The sequence below is a fragment of the Rhodocaloribacter sp. genome, assembly GCF_056451265.1.
Map to the genome: position 1 here is coordinate 1 of NZ_JBWOPL010000096.1, position 16437 is coordinate 16437.

General features: G+C 67.0%; 14 protein-coding genes. 6 read left to right on the plus strand and 8 right to left on the minus strand.

All coding sequences use genetic code 11. From position 1 onward, the window contains the following. Both AC1HIY_RS15320 and AC1HIY_RS15325 read right to left on the minus strand, forming a co-directional pair. On the minus strand, positions 1-478 hold a 478-nt coding region (locus tag AC1HIY_RS15320), incomplete at its 3' end, for a methylated-DNA--[protein]-cysteine S-methyltransferase (RefSeq protein WP_479577674.1). An 11-nt stretch (positions 479-489) separates the two neighbouring features. Continuing rightward, positions 490-1254, minus strand: a complete 765-nt coding sequence (locus AC1HIY_RS15325; protein WP_479577675.1) for a TrmH family RNA methyltransferase — start codon at positions 1252-1254, stop codon at positions 490-492. Positions 1255-1425: 171 nt separating this feature from the next. On the opposite strand from AC1HIY_RS15325, the gene AC1HIY_RS15330 reads away from it, so the two are divergent. From AC1HIY_RS15330 to AC1HIY_RS15345, 4 genes are all read left to right on the plus strand, one after another. Further along, positions 1426-2145 carry an SDR family oxidoreductase gene (locus AC1HIY_RS15330; RefSeq protein ID WP_479577676.1) on the plus strand — a complete coding sequence of 240 codons (720 nt, stop codon included), beginning with the start codon at positions 1426-1428 and terminating at the stop codon, positions 2143-2145. A 352-nt stretch (positions 2146-2497) separates the two neighbouring features. Further along, on the plus strand, positions 2498-4159 hold the full coding sequence (locus AC1HIY_RS15335; RefSeq protein WP_479577677.1) for a T9SS type A sorting domain-containing protein: 1662 nt from the start codon (positions 2498-2500) through the stop codon (positions 4157-4159). A gap of 164 nt (positions 4160-4323) precedes the next feature. Then, the gene (locus AC1HIY_RS15340) at positions 4324-5445 is read left to right on the plus strand and encodes a TRAP transporter substrate-binding protein (RefSeq protein ID WP_479577678.1); all 1122 of its coding nucleotides are present in this window, start codon (positions 4324-4326) and stop codon (positions 5443-5445) included. A 60-nt stretch (positions 5446-5505) separates the two neighbouring features. Beyond that, entirely contained in the window at positions 5506-6060 is a 555-nt protein-coding gene (locus tag AC1HIY_RS15345) for an LOG family protein (protein ID WP_479577679.1), read from the plus strand. Positions 6061-6120: 60 nt separating this feature from the next. Here AC1HIY_RS15345 and AC1HIY_RS15350 read toward each other — a convergent pair whose 3' ends face one another. From AC1HIY_RS15350 to AC1HIY_RS15375, 6 genes are all read right to left on the minus strand, one after another. Further along, positions 6121-6330 carry a hypothetical protein gene (locus AC1HIY_RS15350; protein WP_479577680.1) on the minus strand — a complete coding sequence of 70 codons (210 nt, stop codon included), beginning with the start codon at positions 6328-6330 and terminating at the stop codon, positions 6121-6123. 238 nt (positions 6331-6568) lie between these two features. Then, positions 6569-7606, minus strand: coding sequence for a WG repeat-containing protein (locus tag AC1HIY_RS15355; RefSeq protein WP_479577681.1), 1038 nt, complete (start codon positions 7604-7606; stop codon positions 6569-6571). Positions 7607-7639: 33 nt separating this feature from the next. Continuing rightward, positions 7640-8635, minus strand: a complete 996-nt coding sequence (locus AC1HIY_RS15360) for a WG repeat-containing protein (RefSeq protein ID WP_479577682.1) — start codon at positions 8633-8635, stop codon at positions 7640-7642. Positions 8636-8957: 322 nt separating this feature from the next. Continuing rightward, the gene (locus AC1HIY_RS15365; protein WP_479577683.1) at positions 8958-10595 is read right to left on the minus strand and encodes a DUF1501 domain-containing protein; all 1638 of its coding nucleotides are present in this window, start codon (positions 10593-10595) and stop codon (positions 8958-8960) included. Positions 10596-10643: 48 nt separating this feature from the next. After that, positions 10644-12236: a DUF1800 domain-containing protein gene (locus AC1HIY_RS15370; protein WP_479577684.1), complete on the minus strand. Its 1593-nt coding sequence runs from the start codon at positions 12234-12236 to the stop codon at positions 10644-10646. 224 nt (positions 12237-12460) lie between these two features. Continuing rightward, positions 12461-13045, minus strand: a complete 585-nt coding sequence (locus AC1HIY_RS15375; protein WP_479577685.1) for an RNA polymerase sigma factor — start codon at positions 13043-13045, stop codon at positions 12461-12463. 238 nt (positions 13046-13283) lie between these two features. Between AC1HIY_RS15375 and AC1HIY_RS15380 the strand changes: the two genes are divergently transcribed. Beyond that, the gene (locus tag AC1HIY_RS15380; protein WP_479577686.1) at positions 13284-14741 is read left to right on the plus strand and encodes a hypothetical protein; all 1458 of its coding nucleotides are present in this window, start codon (positions 13284-13286) and stop codon (positions 14739-14741) included. Positions 14742-14839: 98 nt separating this feature from the next. Then, complete coding sequence (locus AC1HIY_RS15385) at positions 14840-16393, plus strand: acyl-CoA carboxylase subunit beta (RefSeq protein ID WP_479577687.1); 1554 nt, start codon at positions 14840-14842, stop codon at positions 16391-16393. Positions 16394-16437: the final 44 nt, after the last annotated feature.

The window sequence follows — 16437 nt, forward strand, 5'->3', positions numbered from 1 at the left end:
GACGTTCGAGCCGAAGCAGGTGCGCCTTTGCGTCGAGGCCGCCCGCGAAGCCGGTGAGCGCGCCCGAAGCGCCGACGACGCGGTGGCACGGCACGATGATGCCCACGGGGTTCCGCCCGTTCGCGCCGCCGACGGCCCGCGTCTTCGTGGGACCGCCGAGCTTCCCGGCGAGCGCGCCGTACGTGGTCGTCGCACCATAGGGGATCTCGCGAAGCAGGGCCCACACCGCCCGCTGAAACGGCGTCCCGACGAGGTCGAGCGGCACGTCGAAGGCGGTCCGCGCACCCTCAAAGTATTCGTCGAGTTCGCGCGCCGCCTGTGCGAGCACGGGATGATTCGCATCCTCCACCCACACCGAGGCGTCGGCCTTCCGAGCGGAGGGGGCAAAGAGGAGCTTTTGCAGACCCGCCTCCGAAGCAACGAGCGTGAGAGGACCGACGGGGCTGTCGAGCGTCGTGAAAGCGAGCGGTTCGGGCATGGGCGCGGAGGTCAGGAAGGGTCGTCGGGGGATACGGCCCGACGGAGGATCCGTTCGGCGTTTTTGACGGCCTTCATGAAAAAGCGGGCGCGGAGCCGGGCGCGTGCGGCAGCGTCGAGGTCGCCGTGGAAGCCCTGGCGGGCGAGGCGGTCCCGGTAGGCGTGATAAAGGCTCACGGCGGCGGCCACCGAGATGTTCAGGCTCTCCACGAAGCCCGGCGTCGGGATGATGCAGCGGCGGTCCGCCAGTTCGAGCATCCGGTCCGAGACGCCGTCGCGCTCATTGCCGAAGACGAGCGCGGTCTTTTGCGTGAAGTCGAGCGTGTCGATGGGCACGGCGGAGGCGTCGAGGTGGGTGGCGACGAGGGTATAGCCGGTCTTTTTGAGGAAAGCCGCCCCTTCCTCCGGCGTGCGCCACGTATGCACATCGAGCCATTTCTCTGCGCCCTGCGTGGTGCGCTTCGAGCGTTTGAAGCGTTCGCCGCCGGTGATGATGTGGAACGGCTGAATGCCGAACGCCTCGGCGCTGCGCATCACCGCGCTCACGTTGCCCGTGTCCACGAGGCCCTCGACGACCGTCGCCACGGTGTACGTGCGCCCGTCGAGGACGGCCTCGATGCGGGCGAAGCGCTCGTCCGTGAGGTACGGCCGGAGGATCGCCGTCACCGTTTCCGGCGCGAGCCGCCGCCCGTCGATCACGAACGGATCGTCGGCGCGGGCCTTCGGCGTCAACAGATGCTCCATCGCTTCGGCGGCTTCGCGTTCCGGCTCGGTCATGGGGCGTCGGTGCGGGTTCGTTCCGGGATTCACCGGAGTATACGCCCGCGTCGGCAAAGTATCCGCCACCCGTCTTTTTTTCACGAGCGCCCCCCTCGCCCTCCCATCGACGCGAGCCGGGTCGTATCTTGTCGATCCGTCGTCTTTTCGCACCCATCCCTCTTCCCATACATGGATCTCAAAGACAAAGTTGCCCTCGTGACGGGCGCGAGCAGCGGCCTCGGACGTTCCTTTTCCGAAGCGCTCATCGGGCGAGGCGCGCGCGTGTTCGGACTTGCCCGCCGCCGCGACCGCCTCGACGCCCTCCGCGAGGAACTCGGCGCGCGGTTCCATCCGCTCGTCGGCGACGTGCGCCTCGAAGACGACGTCGCCGGGGCCTTCGAGGCCGTGCGTCGTGAAGCGGGCCGCCTCGACGTGCTCATCAACAATGCCGGGCTGGGCAAATTCGGCCCCGTGGACCGGCTTTCGGTGGACGAATGGGACCTCATGATGGAGACGAACCTGCGCGGCGTCTTTCTGTGCACGCGCGCCGCCGTGCCGGTGATGCGGCGTCAGAACGAAACGAGCGGCTTTGGCGGACACATCGTCAACATCGCGTCGGTGGCGGGGCTGATCGGCAATCCGAACATCAGCGCGTACAACGCCTCGAAGTTTGGCCTGCGCGGCTTCAGCGAGGCGCTCATGAAAGAGGTGCGCGAGGACGGCATCAAGGTGACGTGTCTCTACCCGGGCTCCATCGCGACGGAGTTTTTCCAGGTCGCCGGGGTTGATCTCACATCGAAGCCGATGCAGCCCGAGGACGTGGCCGCCACGGTCCTTCACGTGCTCGAAACGCCGGACAATTACCTCATCTCCGAAGCCGTCATGCGCCCGCTCCGCCCGCGCGGATGAGCCGCGGCCGGTCCCGCAGCCGCGTCGTCCGGCAACCGGGTATGCCCGCCGGGGCGGTTATGCTTCTTCCCTCATCAACCCTGCTTTCCGCCGGTCTTTCGCCTCGAAGGCTTCTCCCCGTCCTGCGGGGCGGCGTCCGTCTCAAAAGACGCGATCCGGTGTTTTATTTTCGTACCTTGAACCATAGAAGTTGCCGTATGGCCCCTTTCAGGGCCTGATCTTCCCCCTTCCCCTACTTTCAAGGAGCACGTTTATGAATCGAGTGGCACAATTTCTCGCAATGGGTCTTTTCGTTCTTCTATGGCTGCCGGGGCTGTCGGTCGCCCAGACGGCGCCGCCGCCCCAACACGTGATGCCGTACCCGCTAACGTCGGGGGTGCATCAGGGGCAGGGTTCGGCTCCGGTCGTGGCGTTCGACGAGGTGGTTCGCGCGGCGGGCGCCCCGTGGGTGCGTCTGAGCTTTGGCGAGGCGCGTCTCGGCGCGGGCAGTTTCGTCACGGTCACCTCGCTCAAGGACGGCGCGACGCAGCGGCTCGACGCCCGCGCGCTGGCGCAGTGGCAAAACACGAGCGCGTACTTCAACGGCGACGCCGTGGCGCTTCGGCTGCACGTCGCCCCCGGCGACCGCGACGTCTCCGTGGCGGTGGAGGCGGTGGTCGCGGGCGAGGACCCCGCCGGCCCGCTCTCGCAGTGCGGCCCCACGGACGACCGCGTGCCCTCGACCGACCCGGCGGCGGGACGCCTGCTCAACATCGGCTGCACGGGATGGATCATCGAGAACGGAAAGATCGTCACGGCGGGCCATTGCCTGGCCACCTCTTCGCTGGCGAACGTGCTCGAGTTCAACGTGCCGCCCTCGCTTTCGAGCGGCGCGATCCAGCACCCCGGCCCGGAGGATCAATACACCGTGGACACCTCCAGCCGCGTCTTCAGCAACGGGGGCATCGGCAATGACTGGGGCGTCTTCACCGTCTTCGACAACAGCGTCACCGGCCTTCAGCCCATCGACGCACAGAGCGCCGCCTTCCCGCTGAAGCAGGACCTCGGCCCGGCGAACATCCGCATCACCGGCTACGGCGTCGACGACGGCGTCGACAACCAGACCGAGCAGACGCACGTCGGCCCCAATGCGGGTTCCTCCGGCACGACGATGCGGTACCAGACCGACACCGAGGGCGGCAACTCGGGCAGCCCCGTCATCGACGACGCCACGGGCATGGCCGTCGGCGTGCACACGCACGGCGGATGCTCCACCAGCGGCGGCGGCAACAACAGCGGCACGAGCACCTTCAACGGCGCCTTCTGGGATGCGCTCGGCATCGGAGGCGGCACGCAGGACGTCGCCATCGCCCTCACGCCCGTCGGCGATCCCATCGTGATCGACGCCGCCGGCGGCAGCTTCCAGTACGACATCGAGGTGACGAACAACGGCGCTTCGAGCGCGGACGTGGACATCTGGATCGACATCTCCGGGCCGGGCGGCAGCCGCACCATCGGGCCGATCTCACGGACCCTCGCCGCGGGCGCAACCATCAGCCGCACGCTCACGCAGACCGTCCCGGGCGGCCTCCCGGCGGGCACGTACACGCAGACCGGAAGCGTCGGCGCGTATCCCACCGCCGACGCCTCGGACAGCTTCACGTGGGAGAAGGCGGCCGCCAAAGCCGCCGGAGCCGTCGCCGTGAACGACTGGGCGACGGACTTCGAGGCGCTCGGCGCCGAGACCGGCACGCCGGCAGCCGACCTGCCGGCAGCCTTCACGCTCGACCAGAACTACCCCAACCCCTTCAACCCGACGACGATGATCGCTTTCACGCTGCCTGAGGCGGGCGAGACGACGCTCCGCGTCTTCAACGCGCTCGGCCGCGAGGTGGCCACGCTGACCGAGGGCTTCCGCGAGGCGGGCAGCCATCAGGTCCGCTTCGACGCCACGGACCTCAGCGCGGGCATCTACGTCTACGTGCTCCAGTCCGAAGGCTTCCGGCAGACGCGCCGGATGGTGCTCCTGAAGTGAGGCCGGGATTTCCGGGAAACGGGGGAGCGGGCGCAACGCCGGCTCCCCTTTTTCTTTGCCCTGCCCACCGGTTCGGTTTCCCCCGCGCTTTCGTATTGCGCCTGCGGGCCTCATCCTGTATACTGACGCCGTTTCCTTTCGGCTCACGGGTACAGACGATGACGATGAAACGGCGTGATTTCATGAGGAAGGCGGCCGTCGGCGCGGCCGGCGGCGGGCTGCTGGCGGGTTGCGGCGGAGCCGCCGAACCGGGAGGGGCGCCGGCCGTTCAGACCCGACCCCGCGTGACCTGGCAGCTCGTCTCCAGCTTTCCCCGCTCGCTCGACACCATCTTCGGCGCGGCCGACGTGCTGGCCAACCGCGTCCGCGCGCTTACCGAGGACCGCTTCCGCATCCGCGTCTTTCAGGCGGGCGAGCTCGTCCCCTTCGATCAGGTGCTCGACTCCGTTCAGAAAGGAGCCGTCCATATGGGCCACGCGGCAAGCTATTATTTCATCGGCAAAAATCCGGCGCTCGCTTTCGACTGCACCGTGCCCTTCGGCCTGACGGCCCGGCAGTACAACGCCTGGCTCTACCACGGCGACGGCCTCGACCTGACGCGCGCGCTCTTCGCCGACTTCAACGTGCTCAACTTCCCCGGCGGCAATACGGGCGTCCAGATGGGCGGCTGGTTCCGCAGGGAGCTTCACGGCCTGCAAGACCTGCGCGGGCTCAAGATGCGCATCCCCGGCCTCGGCGGGCGGGTGATGGACCGCCTCGGCGTGACGGTGCAGGTGCTCGCCGGCGGCGATATCTACCCCGCCCTCGAACGCGGCGCCATCGACGCCACCGAGTGGGTCGGGCCGTACGATGACGAGAAGCTCGGCTTCGACGAGGTGGCGAAGTACTATTATTACCCCGGCTGGTGGGAGCCCGGGCCGGCGCTCAGCTTCTACGTCAACCGCGACGCCTGGGACCGCCTCCCCGGCACGTACCGCCAGGCGCTCGAAGTGGCCGCCGCCGAGGCCAACGTGGGTATGCTCGCCAGCTATGACGCCAAAAACCCGCCCGCCCTCGGTCGTCTGCTCGACAAAGGGGTGCAACTCCGCCCCTTCCCCGACGACATCATGCAAGCCGCCGAGCAGAACGCCCTGGACCTGCTCGAAGAACACGCCGCCGCCGACGCGACCTATAACAAGGTCTATCAGGCGTACAAAAAATGGAGGGCGGATTCGTACCGCTGGTTCAGCACGGCGGAGCAAGCCTATGCCCGCTTCGCCTTCCGGGATTTCCGCCCCTCCCCATGAACCGGACGGGAACGCCACGAAAACCGCCTCCCCTCAACCTTCCTTCCACCGTTTTCGCTCATGATCCGACCCGTCGGCGTCTATTGCGCCTCCAGCAATCACATCGACGAGAAATATTTCGCGACGGCCTCCGAGATGGGACGGCTGCTGGCCGAGCGCGGCCATACACTCGTCTACGGCGGCGGCAACGTGGGGCTGATGGGGACGGTGGCGCGGGCCGTGCACGAGCACGGCGGCGAGGTCTTCGGCGTCATCCCGGAGGCGCTCCGGCAGGTCGAAGGCGTGGCCTACGAAGTGGCCGACGAACTGATCATCACCGAGACGATGCAGGAACGGAAACGCCACATGTTCACCCGCGCCGAGGCGTTCGTCGTGTTGCCCGGAGGCTTCGGGACGCTGGAGGAGTTCATGGAGGTGCTCACGCTCCGGCAACTCGGCTATCACCACAAACCCATCGCCCTCGTCAACACGGACGGCTTCTACGAGCCCTTACTCGAGCTCTTCGAGCACTACTACCGGACGGGCTTCGCACACCCCCGGTATCGCGACCTCTATCACGTCGCCTCCACTCCGGCCGACGCGCTCGACTACATCGCCGCCCACACGAAGGGGTGAAGAATCCCCCGTCGGGGGGCCCCCCGGTCGCGTCATAGGCGCTCATCCGCACCGTGCGCCTCAGGCGGCGCGGCGCGGGGCTATCGACGCTCGTTCCGTTCGTCGGAGGCTTTCGCAATAGCGCGCAAGGGCGCCCATGGCTTTGCGACCGGTCTCCAGGGCTTGTGCCACACCGGCTTCCTCGGTGAGGTCGAGGCCGCGGAGACGTTCGATAGCGCAGACAAGGGTTTCCAGGCGGGCATCGACGGCTTCTTTGGATGCGACATACATGACGACCTCCGGCGCATTCACACGCGCTCGCTCATTCTCACGGGAAAGGGTATGAATAGTACGCCCCCGCCCATCTTTTCCCAATAGGGCTCGTTCCCATTCGGACACGGGTGATTTCCCCATCGGACCATAAGCATTTTTCCCGGCGCCTCGCACGCGGCGGACGGCGCGCCCTTTCCCGTTAGTGACGCGTAAAGAGGATCCACCAGACCGGGGCAGCCCCGATCGGCTCCGAAGCTCAGTCCGTCGGATACCACAGGAATTTTCCGGCGCGGTCGATATAACCGTACGTCTGTCGCTCGCCCACGGTGATGCGAACGCGGGCCGCACCGCCTTTGAACGGCATCGCCTCGTCAAACTGCGGCTCGATGATGTACGCTCCGGAGGGGTCGATGTAGCCCCACTTTTCATCCACCATCACCGGCGCGCGTCCTTCGGAGAACGGCAGGGCTTCGTCGAACTGCGCGGCGACGGCGAGGCTGCCCGAGCGGTCGATGTAGCCCCATTGATTGCCGTCTTTGCGCACCGGCGCGCGGTCGTCGGAGAAGCTGGCGGCGCTGATGAACTGCGGGCTGATGGCGGTGCCCTGCCTGTCGTCGATGTAGCCCCACCGGTCGCTGATCTTGACGGCGGCGCGGCGATCGGCGAAGGCGCGCGCGGCGGAATATTGAAGCGGGATCACGAGCTTGCCCGCGCGGTCGATGTACCCGTACGCATCGCCGTGGCGAACGAGCGCGAGGCCGTCGGAGAACGAGGGTTCGTCGACTTCGTCGAGGTCGGGCGTGGTCGCCTCGCGGACGATCCGGCCGGAGGCGTCGATGTATTCCCAGTCATAGTCGAGCGTGCGGACGAAGGCGCGGCCCTCGGAGAACGCATATGCCGAGGTGAACTGCGGGTTGATCTCGAACGTCCCGTTCCGGTTGAGGTAGCCCCACCGTCCGTCCATGCGCACGGCGGCCAGCCCTTCGGAGAACGGGCGCGCGTCTTCGAAGCGCGGCGCGATCACGAAGTCGCCCTCCCGATCGATGAACCCGTGCCCGCTGCTCGTACGCACGTGCGCGAGGTCGTCCGAGAAGGTTTCGGCGAAATAGAACTGCGGCTCGATGACCATGCGCCCGAGGCTGTTGATGTAGCCCCATCGCCCGTCGAGGAGGACCGGGAAGAGGCCGGTGGCGTCCGCCTGATCTTCGCCGGTGAGAAAGTCGCATCCGCTCACGCCGAAGAGGATCGAAGCGCAGCCGAGAGAGAGCGCCAGTCGGGAGAAAAACCGTTTCATGTGTCTGTGCGGCATGTGCGAGGGGAGGGTCGTTTATTTGGTGGGGAACCAGACGTACTCGCCCCGCCGGTCGATGTAACCGATGTCAGGATTGTCTTCGCGTCCGTTGAAGATGCGGGCGATGCCGCCGTTGAACGGCTCGGCCCGCATGAAATTGCGTTCCATGCCGATGCGGAGCGAGGCCTTGTCGAGGAAGGTCCACCGGGCGTTGAGGCGGACGGCGGCCAGCCCTTCGGAGAACGGGCGCGCTTCGCGGAACTGCGGCGTCACGGCCCATGCGCCGCTCCTGTCGATGAAGCCGAAGCGGCCGTCTTCGGCGGCGACGGCGAGGCCCTCGGCGAACGGCTCGGCCTGTTCGAAGCGCGGCGCGATGGCCGGTCCGCCGTCGCGGTCGAGGTAGCCCCACCCGTCGCTCGTGGCAAACGGCGCGAGGCCGTCGACGAAGTCGCCCGCCACCTCGATGGTGAAGCTCGGGTCGATGACCACCGCGCCGTCGCGGTCGATGTACACCCATCCGTCGACGCTCTCGACGGCGGCGAAGCCCTCGGAGAACGAGCGCGCGTCGCTGAAGCGCGGCTCGATCACGAGCGCCCCGCCCGGGTCGATGAAGCCCCACCGCCCCTCGATCCGCACGGCGGCGCGCCCCTCGGCGAACGGCTGCGCGAGGTCGAACTGCGCGTCGATGACGAGCGTGCCCCCGGCATCGACGTAGCCGTATCCCGCCTCGCCGCGCACGGCGGCCAGCCCCTCGGAGAACGGCCCGGCCACACGGTATTGCGGAGGGATGCGAACGTTGCCGCCGCTGCCCACGTAGCCCCACAACCCGTCGATCTGCACGGCGCCGAGGCCCTCCGAGAAGTCCTCCGCCCCCTCGAACCGGGGCAAGACGGCAATGCGCCCGCTCACGCCGATGTATCCCCACGCCTCATCGATACGCACGGGATAGAGCCGCGCGGCAGCCGGTTCGTCGTTGCCGCCGAGAAGGTCGCATCCGACGAACAGAAGCGACGGAAGCGCGAGGAGGAGCAAACCCCTCGCAGCGCACCGGACCAGAGACCGGAGCGCCGGCTCCATGCGAAGGGGAAGGGACGTAGGCCGTGTCATGCGCATCATCAACTGAATGGGGAAAAGGCCGCCGTCCAACATGTTCGCGAACGACGAAAAATCCGAAGGGCTCTTCTTCGAAGGAGGACACAGGGAGCGCCGTCATCGTTGGGCCTTGATGAGATGTGCTTTCGACACCCCCCTGTCCTCCTTCGGAGGAGAGTTTTCTGTTTCCGGTATCGGTCCTCTTTTCTCGTGGATGAAGCGGAAGCGCCCGTAAAATGCGCCGGTGCGCCGCCTGCCTTTCTCATTTGATCAGCACCATCTTCCGCGCCTGAATCCCCGCCGCCGTTTCGAGGCGATAGAGGTACGTTCCGCTCGGCAAGCGCCCGGCGTCGAACCTGACGCGATGGACGCCCGCCGCCTGTGTGCCCGCCGCGAGCGTTTGCACGAGGCGACCTTGCGCGTCAAAGACCCGAAGCGTCGCCGGTCCCGGGGCCGCGAGCGTGTACGTGATCTCGGTCGTGGGATGGAACGGGTTGGGGAAGTTTTGTTCGAGGCGGAACGCGCCGGGCGTCTCCTTCGGCTCCACGGCCACGCTGACTTTGTCGCCGACGAAGCCGAGGCGATCGAACGAGCGCCCGAGCACGGCGTCGACGTCGGGGGCAGCGAGGCCGAACCAGTCCTGGAGCAGCGTGGCATAGACCGAGCGATAGTCGGTGGTGAAGCGCGGGTCGCCGCCGTAGAGGTCGAGGAGGTCGGACTGCACGCCGTACGTTCCGCCGTGGAGGCCGCTGCCGAAGAGGAGCATCGGGGCTCCCGCGCCGTGGTCGGTGCCTCCGGAGCCGTTCTCGCGGAGGGTGCGTCCGAACTCGGAAAAGGTCATCACCAGGACGCGCCGGTCGAGGCCGTCGGCGGCGAGGTCCTCGAAGAAGGCGGCGACGGCGTCGGCGAGCTGACCGAGGCGCGCGCCGTGCGATCCGGTGGCGGCGCCCTGCCCGGAGTGCGTGTCGAAGCCGCCGTGCGAGGCGGTATAGATGGGCGTGGCCAGGCCGCCGCGGAGGGTGCGCGCCACCACGGCGAGGTTGGCGGCGAGGCCCGTGTTCGGATAACTTGCGAGGTTGACCCCGTTGGCGGCGGCATCCTGCACCGAGGCCACATAGCGGAAGGAGGCGTTCGTCACATCCCGGACGAAGGAGAGGGCCGCGCCGTAGGGCGTGGCAGGCACGTCGCCGGCATCGTAGAACCCCCCCTGTTCGAGGAACCGCTCGAACTGCGCGGCGTCGCCGAAGGTGACGCTCAGGCCGCCGAAGGGGCTTTGAAAGAGCGTCGCCGGGCCGCCGATCCGGACGGCGAGCGGATAGTCGAAGGGCACGAGCGAGGATGTGAGGTACTCGTCGGCAAGATAACGCCCGAGCCATCCCGTGCTCTCGTCGTCGCCCTGATCGCGCGCGGTGGACCAGTTCACGGTGCCCTCGAAATGAGAGCGTGTCTGATTCGGATAACCGGCGTTGTGCACCACGGACAGGCGCCCGTCATCCCACAGGTTCATCAGGCTGCTCATGGCCGGATGGAGGCCCGTCTCATCGTCGAGCAAAAGCGCCTGCGTCTTCGGAATGGCGATGGTGGGACGGTTCTGATAATAGAGGTCGTTGTTGACCGGGATGATGGTGTTGAGGCCGTCGTTGCCGCCGCCGAGTTGGATGAGGACGAGGATGCGGTCCGTCTCCTGACGGCGGAGGGCGTCGAGCATCGGCAGGTGGCCGAAAGCGCCGGCGGGCCGCCCGCCCAGCGAGAAGGCGACGCCGGCGGAGGCCAGGCCCATCCGCGCGAGAAAATCGCGGCGGCTCCATCGGGCGTGATCCTGCGCGTGCGCCGCGCCGTGGGTCAGGGAGGCCCCGTGCCGGAGCCGTTCGTGCGCGTGATGAGGACACGTGTCGTGCATGAGATTCGGTGAGGTCCTGGGGTGAGCTCGGGCGACGGGCCGGAAGGGTTACATAAGCTGGTAGGCGGGCAGTTGAATGAGGTAGCTGAGGTAGCCTCGCACCAGCGTTCGGGCGTCGGCCACGTCCGGGTCGCCGGGGTCGATGATGATCGGCCAGCCATAGTGCGGCAAGCCGTCGAGGAGGATTTTCGAGAGGTTGAGCACATACGCCGGGCCGTTGAGGATGTCCTCGGGCGGGGGGCGCTCCTCCATGCCCACGAGGTCGTCCGGAACGTCGCGGATGGCGGCCTCTTCGAGTGGAACGGGGATCATCGTCTCGGCCAGGTCCACGGCGATCCGGAAAGGGTCGGAAGGGTCGGAGAGCTTCGTGACGAGGTCGAGCGGGTCGTACTCCGCGCCGCCGTTGCCGTAGACGAGGTCGGAGAGGAAGGCCCATCGCTCGGGGAGGGCGGTGGTGGTGAGCCAGGCATGATGGCCCGGCGCGCCGCCGGCGTCGGGCGGGTTGAGACCCGGCCAGCCCGCCACGTTCGGCGGATTGAAAAGCTCCTGCGCAAGGTTGAGCGGCGTCAGCGCCTCGCGCATGTTTTCGAGCAGATCCTGCGTGGGCACCACCTCCGCCTCGCGAAGGAAGCCGACGAGGTACTCGACCGGGCTCTTGATGCGCGCGCCGATGAAGGCGTCGTCGTAGAAATGCGCGCTCTTGAGCAGCTTTCTCAGCACCGGCGCGATCTCGAAATCCTGCGCGAGCATCTCGGCTGCCAGCGCAGACACGATGCCCTCGTCCGGGACGGCCTGCACGAAGAACGTGTAGAGCTTGCGGCAGACGAAGTGCGCCGTCTCTTCGGCGCGCCGCTCAAAGACGGCCGCCGCCACGTCGTCGTACCCGAACGCGCCGGACTGCCCCCAGAACGTCTTGACGCCGTCGTCGTGGCGGGCGGGATCGAACGAAGCCTTGCGGTCGCTCGTGACCACCCACCCCGTCAGCGCCCGCGCGATCTCCTTGATGTCGGCCTCGGTATAGTTCTCCGAGCCGTCCGGGCCGAACTGCCCCATGGTAAAGAGTTCGAGCAGCTCGCGCGCGTAGTTCTCATTCGCCTTCCCCCGCTCATTGACGAAACCGTCGAGATAGATGAGCATGGCCGGGTTCGTCCCGATCTTCTCGACGAGCGTACGGAAGTTGCCGAGCGCGTTTTTGCGGAGGAGCGTATAGTAGTCGTAGACGAGGTGCGCCGTCGAGAGCGAGGTCTTCTGGTCGATGCTCGTGTGCTGCGTGACGAAGTGGTTGTGCCAGAAGAGGGTCATCTTTTCGATCAACCCGTTGGCGCGCATGGCATCGAGCCACGACCGCTGGAGGTCATAGATCTCGTTGATGCCCGACGAGGAGGAGCCGCCGTACCACGACGGCGCTTCGGGCAGCGGATCGGCGAGCGCCGCATCCACGAGACGGTCGACGGCGGCCGGAGCGGAACCGTCGAAGAACGCGCCGTCGACCTCGCGCTTGATCGCTCCGAAGCCGGTGCGCCGGATGAGATGCGTGGCCTGACGGCGGTCCCAGGGACCCGCGTACGGCTCGAGCCCCGCCAGGGCGCGCGACTGCGATACGGGCCGGACCGGCAGGCGAAGGAAGCTTCGCCGGTTCATACCTCTCCCCTTCTTTTCCTCTTTCCACAAGGCCCGACGCTCGTAAGCACACGCGTTCAAGATGCCCGGCAGCTTCTTCCCAGGGGTCACGAAACTGCCCCGAAAGCCCGTCGAAAAATGTGTTTCGCACGCCGGATCGGAAACCGTTGTGAGGAGGATATCGGTCCGCGGCGCACCGCGATTAAAGCGAAAGAGCGGGTATTTTTTTCGAAGGGATGCGGGCCTCAGAGGTAGGCAGCCATCTCCTTGCGGATGGCCTTGAGCGCGTGCCCCATCTGATGCTCGACGGTCTTTACGCTGATGCCGAGCGCCTCGGCGGCTTCCCGGTACGTGAGTTCCTCCATGAAGCACAGCTCGAAGACCGCCCGCCGACGGGGCGGGAGCCGGTCGATGGCTTTCCGAAGCGCGTCCTGCGTGAGGTGATAGCCGGCGCTCGCGTCGGGCGTCGTCGGGTCCGCCGGCTCCGGCGCGGCTTCGGGGTCGGCGAACCGGGCCGTATCCCGGAAATGGTTCAGGGCGCGCGTGTGGGCGATGCGGAAAAGCAAGGCGCGGAGCGAGCGGGTCTCGTCGATGTCGGCGCGGCGTTCCCAGAGGGTGAGGAAAGCGTTCTGGAGGAGGTCCTCGGAGACGTCGGCGGGCACACCGCGTCGGCGAAGATAGCGGAAGAGCGCCGGGTGATGCCGGTCGAAGAAGGCTTTGAAGGCCGCCGCGTCTCCATCCCGGATGCGTCGCGCCAGCGCCCCATCGTCGAGGTCGGCGGTGGGACGAAGGGCGAAGCCGAGCAAAAGGACGTCGAGCGGGAAAATCACGGTTTCGGAGAGGAAGAGCTTCGGGGCACGACTAAACTAAGACGGGTGAGCGCCGTTTCCCATTCCGCCGCGCAAGAAAAGGCCCGGCGGCGGCGGACGATCCTCAATCGTTCCGGGACGTGAAACGCAGGCGCGGGGTCCGGCGTTTGAAAAAACGCGTTTCCGTGATGCGGATGGGGCCTTTCTCCGTGCCTGTCGCGTTCGTGCTCCCGACGTTCTTCCCTCTCTTCCGAATACCATGCCGCGCACCTTCTCCGACCGCCTGTTTCAGCATTTGTTCGAGGCCTTTCCACCCACGCAGGACTACACGCGCGCCGACTTCGACCGCGCGCCGATGCCCTCCCTCGTGGCCCACTTTCTCACCCAGACGCTTCAGCGCTGCTTCGACCTCGAAGTGGAGCAACTTCGGGCCGTGCGTTCGAACTGGTTCGACTACGACCACCCGGAGGTTCGGCAGGCGCACAAGGCGTTGATCGTGGCGCTTCTTCAGCACGCGCAGATCCCCGGGGAGGAGTGGGAACGCACGCTCCGGCAGGCCGTGGAGCGCGTCGTCGCGTACCTCATCCGCCCCGCACAGACGCTCGTCGACTTCGTCTTCAACGTGGAGGAAGGGCCGCTGCCGGCGCACGTCGTGTACCGGCGCATCGGCTATTTTGCGGCGTATCCGCACCTGCGCGCGGCGGTGGAGGCGTACTTCGAGCGCAAGGGCACGCCGGAAATCGCCCGCGCCCACTTCGCCGAACTCCTCACCCGCGTCGACCGGCAGATGGCCGAGGATTACGACGTGGAGGCATGGCTCACACTCCTGGAGCCGCTCCTGCTTTTGATGGGCGACCTGACGCCGGGCCGGACCGAGGCGCCGGTGTCCGTGTTGCGCGCCTTCTTCGAGGACCGGGGCGCTCAAGAGGTCGTCGCCCGTCTCGATGCGGCGGCGCGCCGGAACGTGCGCGCGCTCGACGAGGCGGGGCTGCGGGAGCTCCTCGCGTCGGCGCTCGCCCCCGCGCGTCCGGTTGCCGCCCCCGAGCCAAGCCCGCCCGTCATTCGGCGAGACCCGCCCGTCGTTCAGCGAGAACCGCCCGTCGTTCGGCGAGAACCGCCCGTCGTTCGGCGAGAACCGCCCGTCGTTCGGCAGGAACCGCCCGTCGTTCGGCAGGAACCGCCCGTCGTGCTCGAACCTTTGCCGCCGTCGGAGCCCGCGCCTCTCCCGGAGCCCGCACCTTCCCCTGAGCCCGCACCTCCCCCGGAGGCTTCCGCCGCGCCCTCGCCGCCCGTGGAACCCGCACCTCCGGCCGGAGACGAAGCCGTGCCGCTGTGGAAAAAGTTCATGCATGCGCCCGAGGCCGAAGCGATCGAAGCCGCGCCGTCTCCTCCGACGCCCGAGGCGATGCCGTTGTGGATGCGCTTCCGCTCGAACGTGGAGCCGGGCGCGGCGGACCTCCCGGCGCTCGAACACGCCATCCTCGGCGAACAGGCCCTCCGCAACCGCGAGCGCTTCGTCAAATACCTTTTCTCCGGCTCCGAGGAGGATTACGAGCGGGTCCTTCGCCGCCTGTACACGGCTCCCACGTGGACGCAGGCCTCGCAAATCATCGCGCAAGACGTGTTCAAGGCGCATCGGGTCAACATCTACAGCCCGCCCGCCATCGCCTTCACGAATGCCGTCGAAGCCCGGTACCGGCAGGACGAGCGCCGCTGATTTCAGATTCCGGGCGCTGCGGTTTAGATTGCGTCTCATCGAATGGACGGATGAAGACGCTCGTCCCATTCCCACGAACACGAACCACGCATTCCCCGATGAAGGATAAAGACGCCTTGATGGCCGACCTCGAACGAAGACGGGCCGAAGCGCGGCTCGGCGGCGGCGAAAAACGCATCGCACGGCAGCACGAACGGGGCAAACTCACCGCCCGCGAACGCCTCGACGTGCTGCTCGACGAGGGTTCCTTCGAGGAACTCGGCATGTTCGTCCGCCATCAGTCGCACGATTTCGGGCTCGAAAAAAACCGGCCGTACGGCGACGGCGTCGTCACCGGCTTCGGGACGATCCACGGGCGGCTCGTGTACGTCTTCAGTCAGGATTTCACGGTTTTCGGAGGCTCGCTCGGGCAGGCGCACGCTTCGAAGATCGTAAAGATCATGAACCTGGCGATGGAAAACGGCGCGCCCGTCATCGGGCTCAACGACTCCGGCGGCGCGCGCATTCAGGAGGGCGTCGTCTCGCTCGGCGGATACGCGGACATCTTCCTGCTCAACACGCTCGCTTCCGGCGTGGTGCCGCAGATCTCCGCCGTCATGGGGCCGTGCGCCGGCGGCGCGGTCTACAGCCCCGCCATCACCGACTTCGTGTTCATGGTCAAGCACACGAGCCACATGTTCGTCACCGGGCCGAACGTGGTGAAGACCGTCACCCAGGAGGACGTGACCTTCGAGGACCTCGGCGGCGCCGAGACGCACGCAACGAAGAGCGGCGTCGCCCACATGACGTGCGCCAACGACGTGGACTGCCTGCTCCGGATCCGCGAGTTGATGCATTATATCCCGTCGAACTGTGAGGACCCGCCGCCGGTCGCCGCCGCCGCCGACCCCGTAGACCGCGCCGGCGAGACGCTCGACGCCGTCGTGCCGGCCAATCCGAACAAGCCGTACGACATGCACGAGGTCATCACCCGCATCGTCGACGGCGGGCGTTTCTTCGAGATCCACGCCGACTATGCGCCGAACATCCTCGTCGGCTTCGCGCATCTGGGCGGGCGTTCGGTCGGCATCGTGGCCAACAACCCGGCGGTGCTTGCGGGCGTGCTCGACATCGACTCCGCCGTCAAAGGCGCGCGTTTCGTCCGTTTTTGCGATGCCTTCAACCTCCCGCTCATCGTCTTCGAGGACGTGCCCGGCTTCCTGCCCGGCACCGATCAGGAATGGCGCGGCATCATCCGGCACGGGGCGAAACTGCTCTATGCCTTTTGCGAGGCCACCGTCCCGAAGATCACCGTCGTCACGCGAAAAGCGTACGGCGGCGCATACGACGTGATGAACTCGAAGCACATCCGGGGCGACCTCAACTATGCCTGGCCCACCGCCGAGATCGCCGTGATGGGACCCAAAGGCGCCGTCGAGATCATCTTCCGGAAGCAGATCGCCGAGGCCGAAGACCCGCAGGCTGCCCTCGACGCGTTCATCGACGACTACCGGGAGAAGCTCGCCAACCCGTACGTCGCCGCCGAATACGGCTACATCGACGACGTGATCGAGCCGCACGAGACGCGCTTCCGCCTCATCCGCGGGCTGGAGATGCTCAAGAACAAGGTCGCCTCGAACCCGCGAAAGAAGCACGGCAACATCCCGCTTTGACCGCTTCCGAGGCCGTCCGGCGTTTAACCGGGGCGGAACAGAGG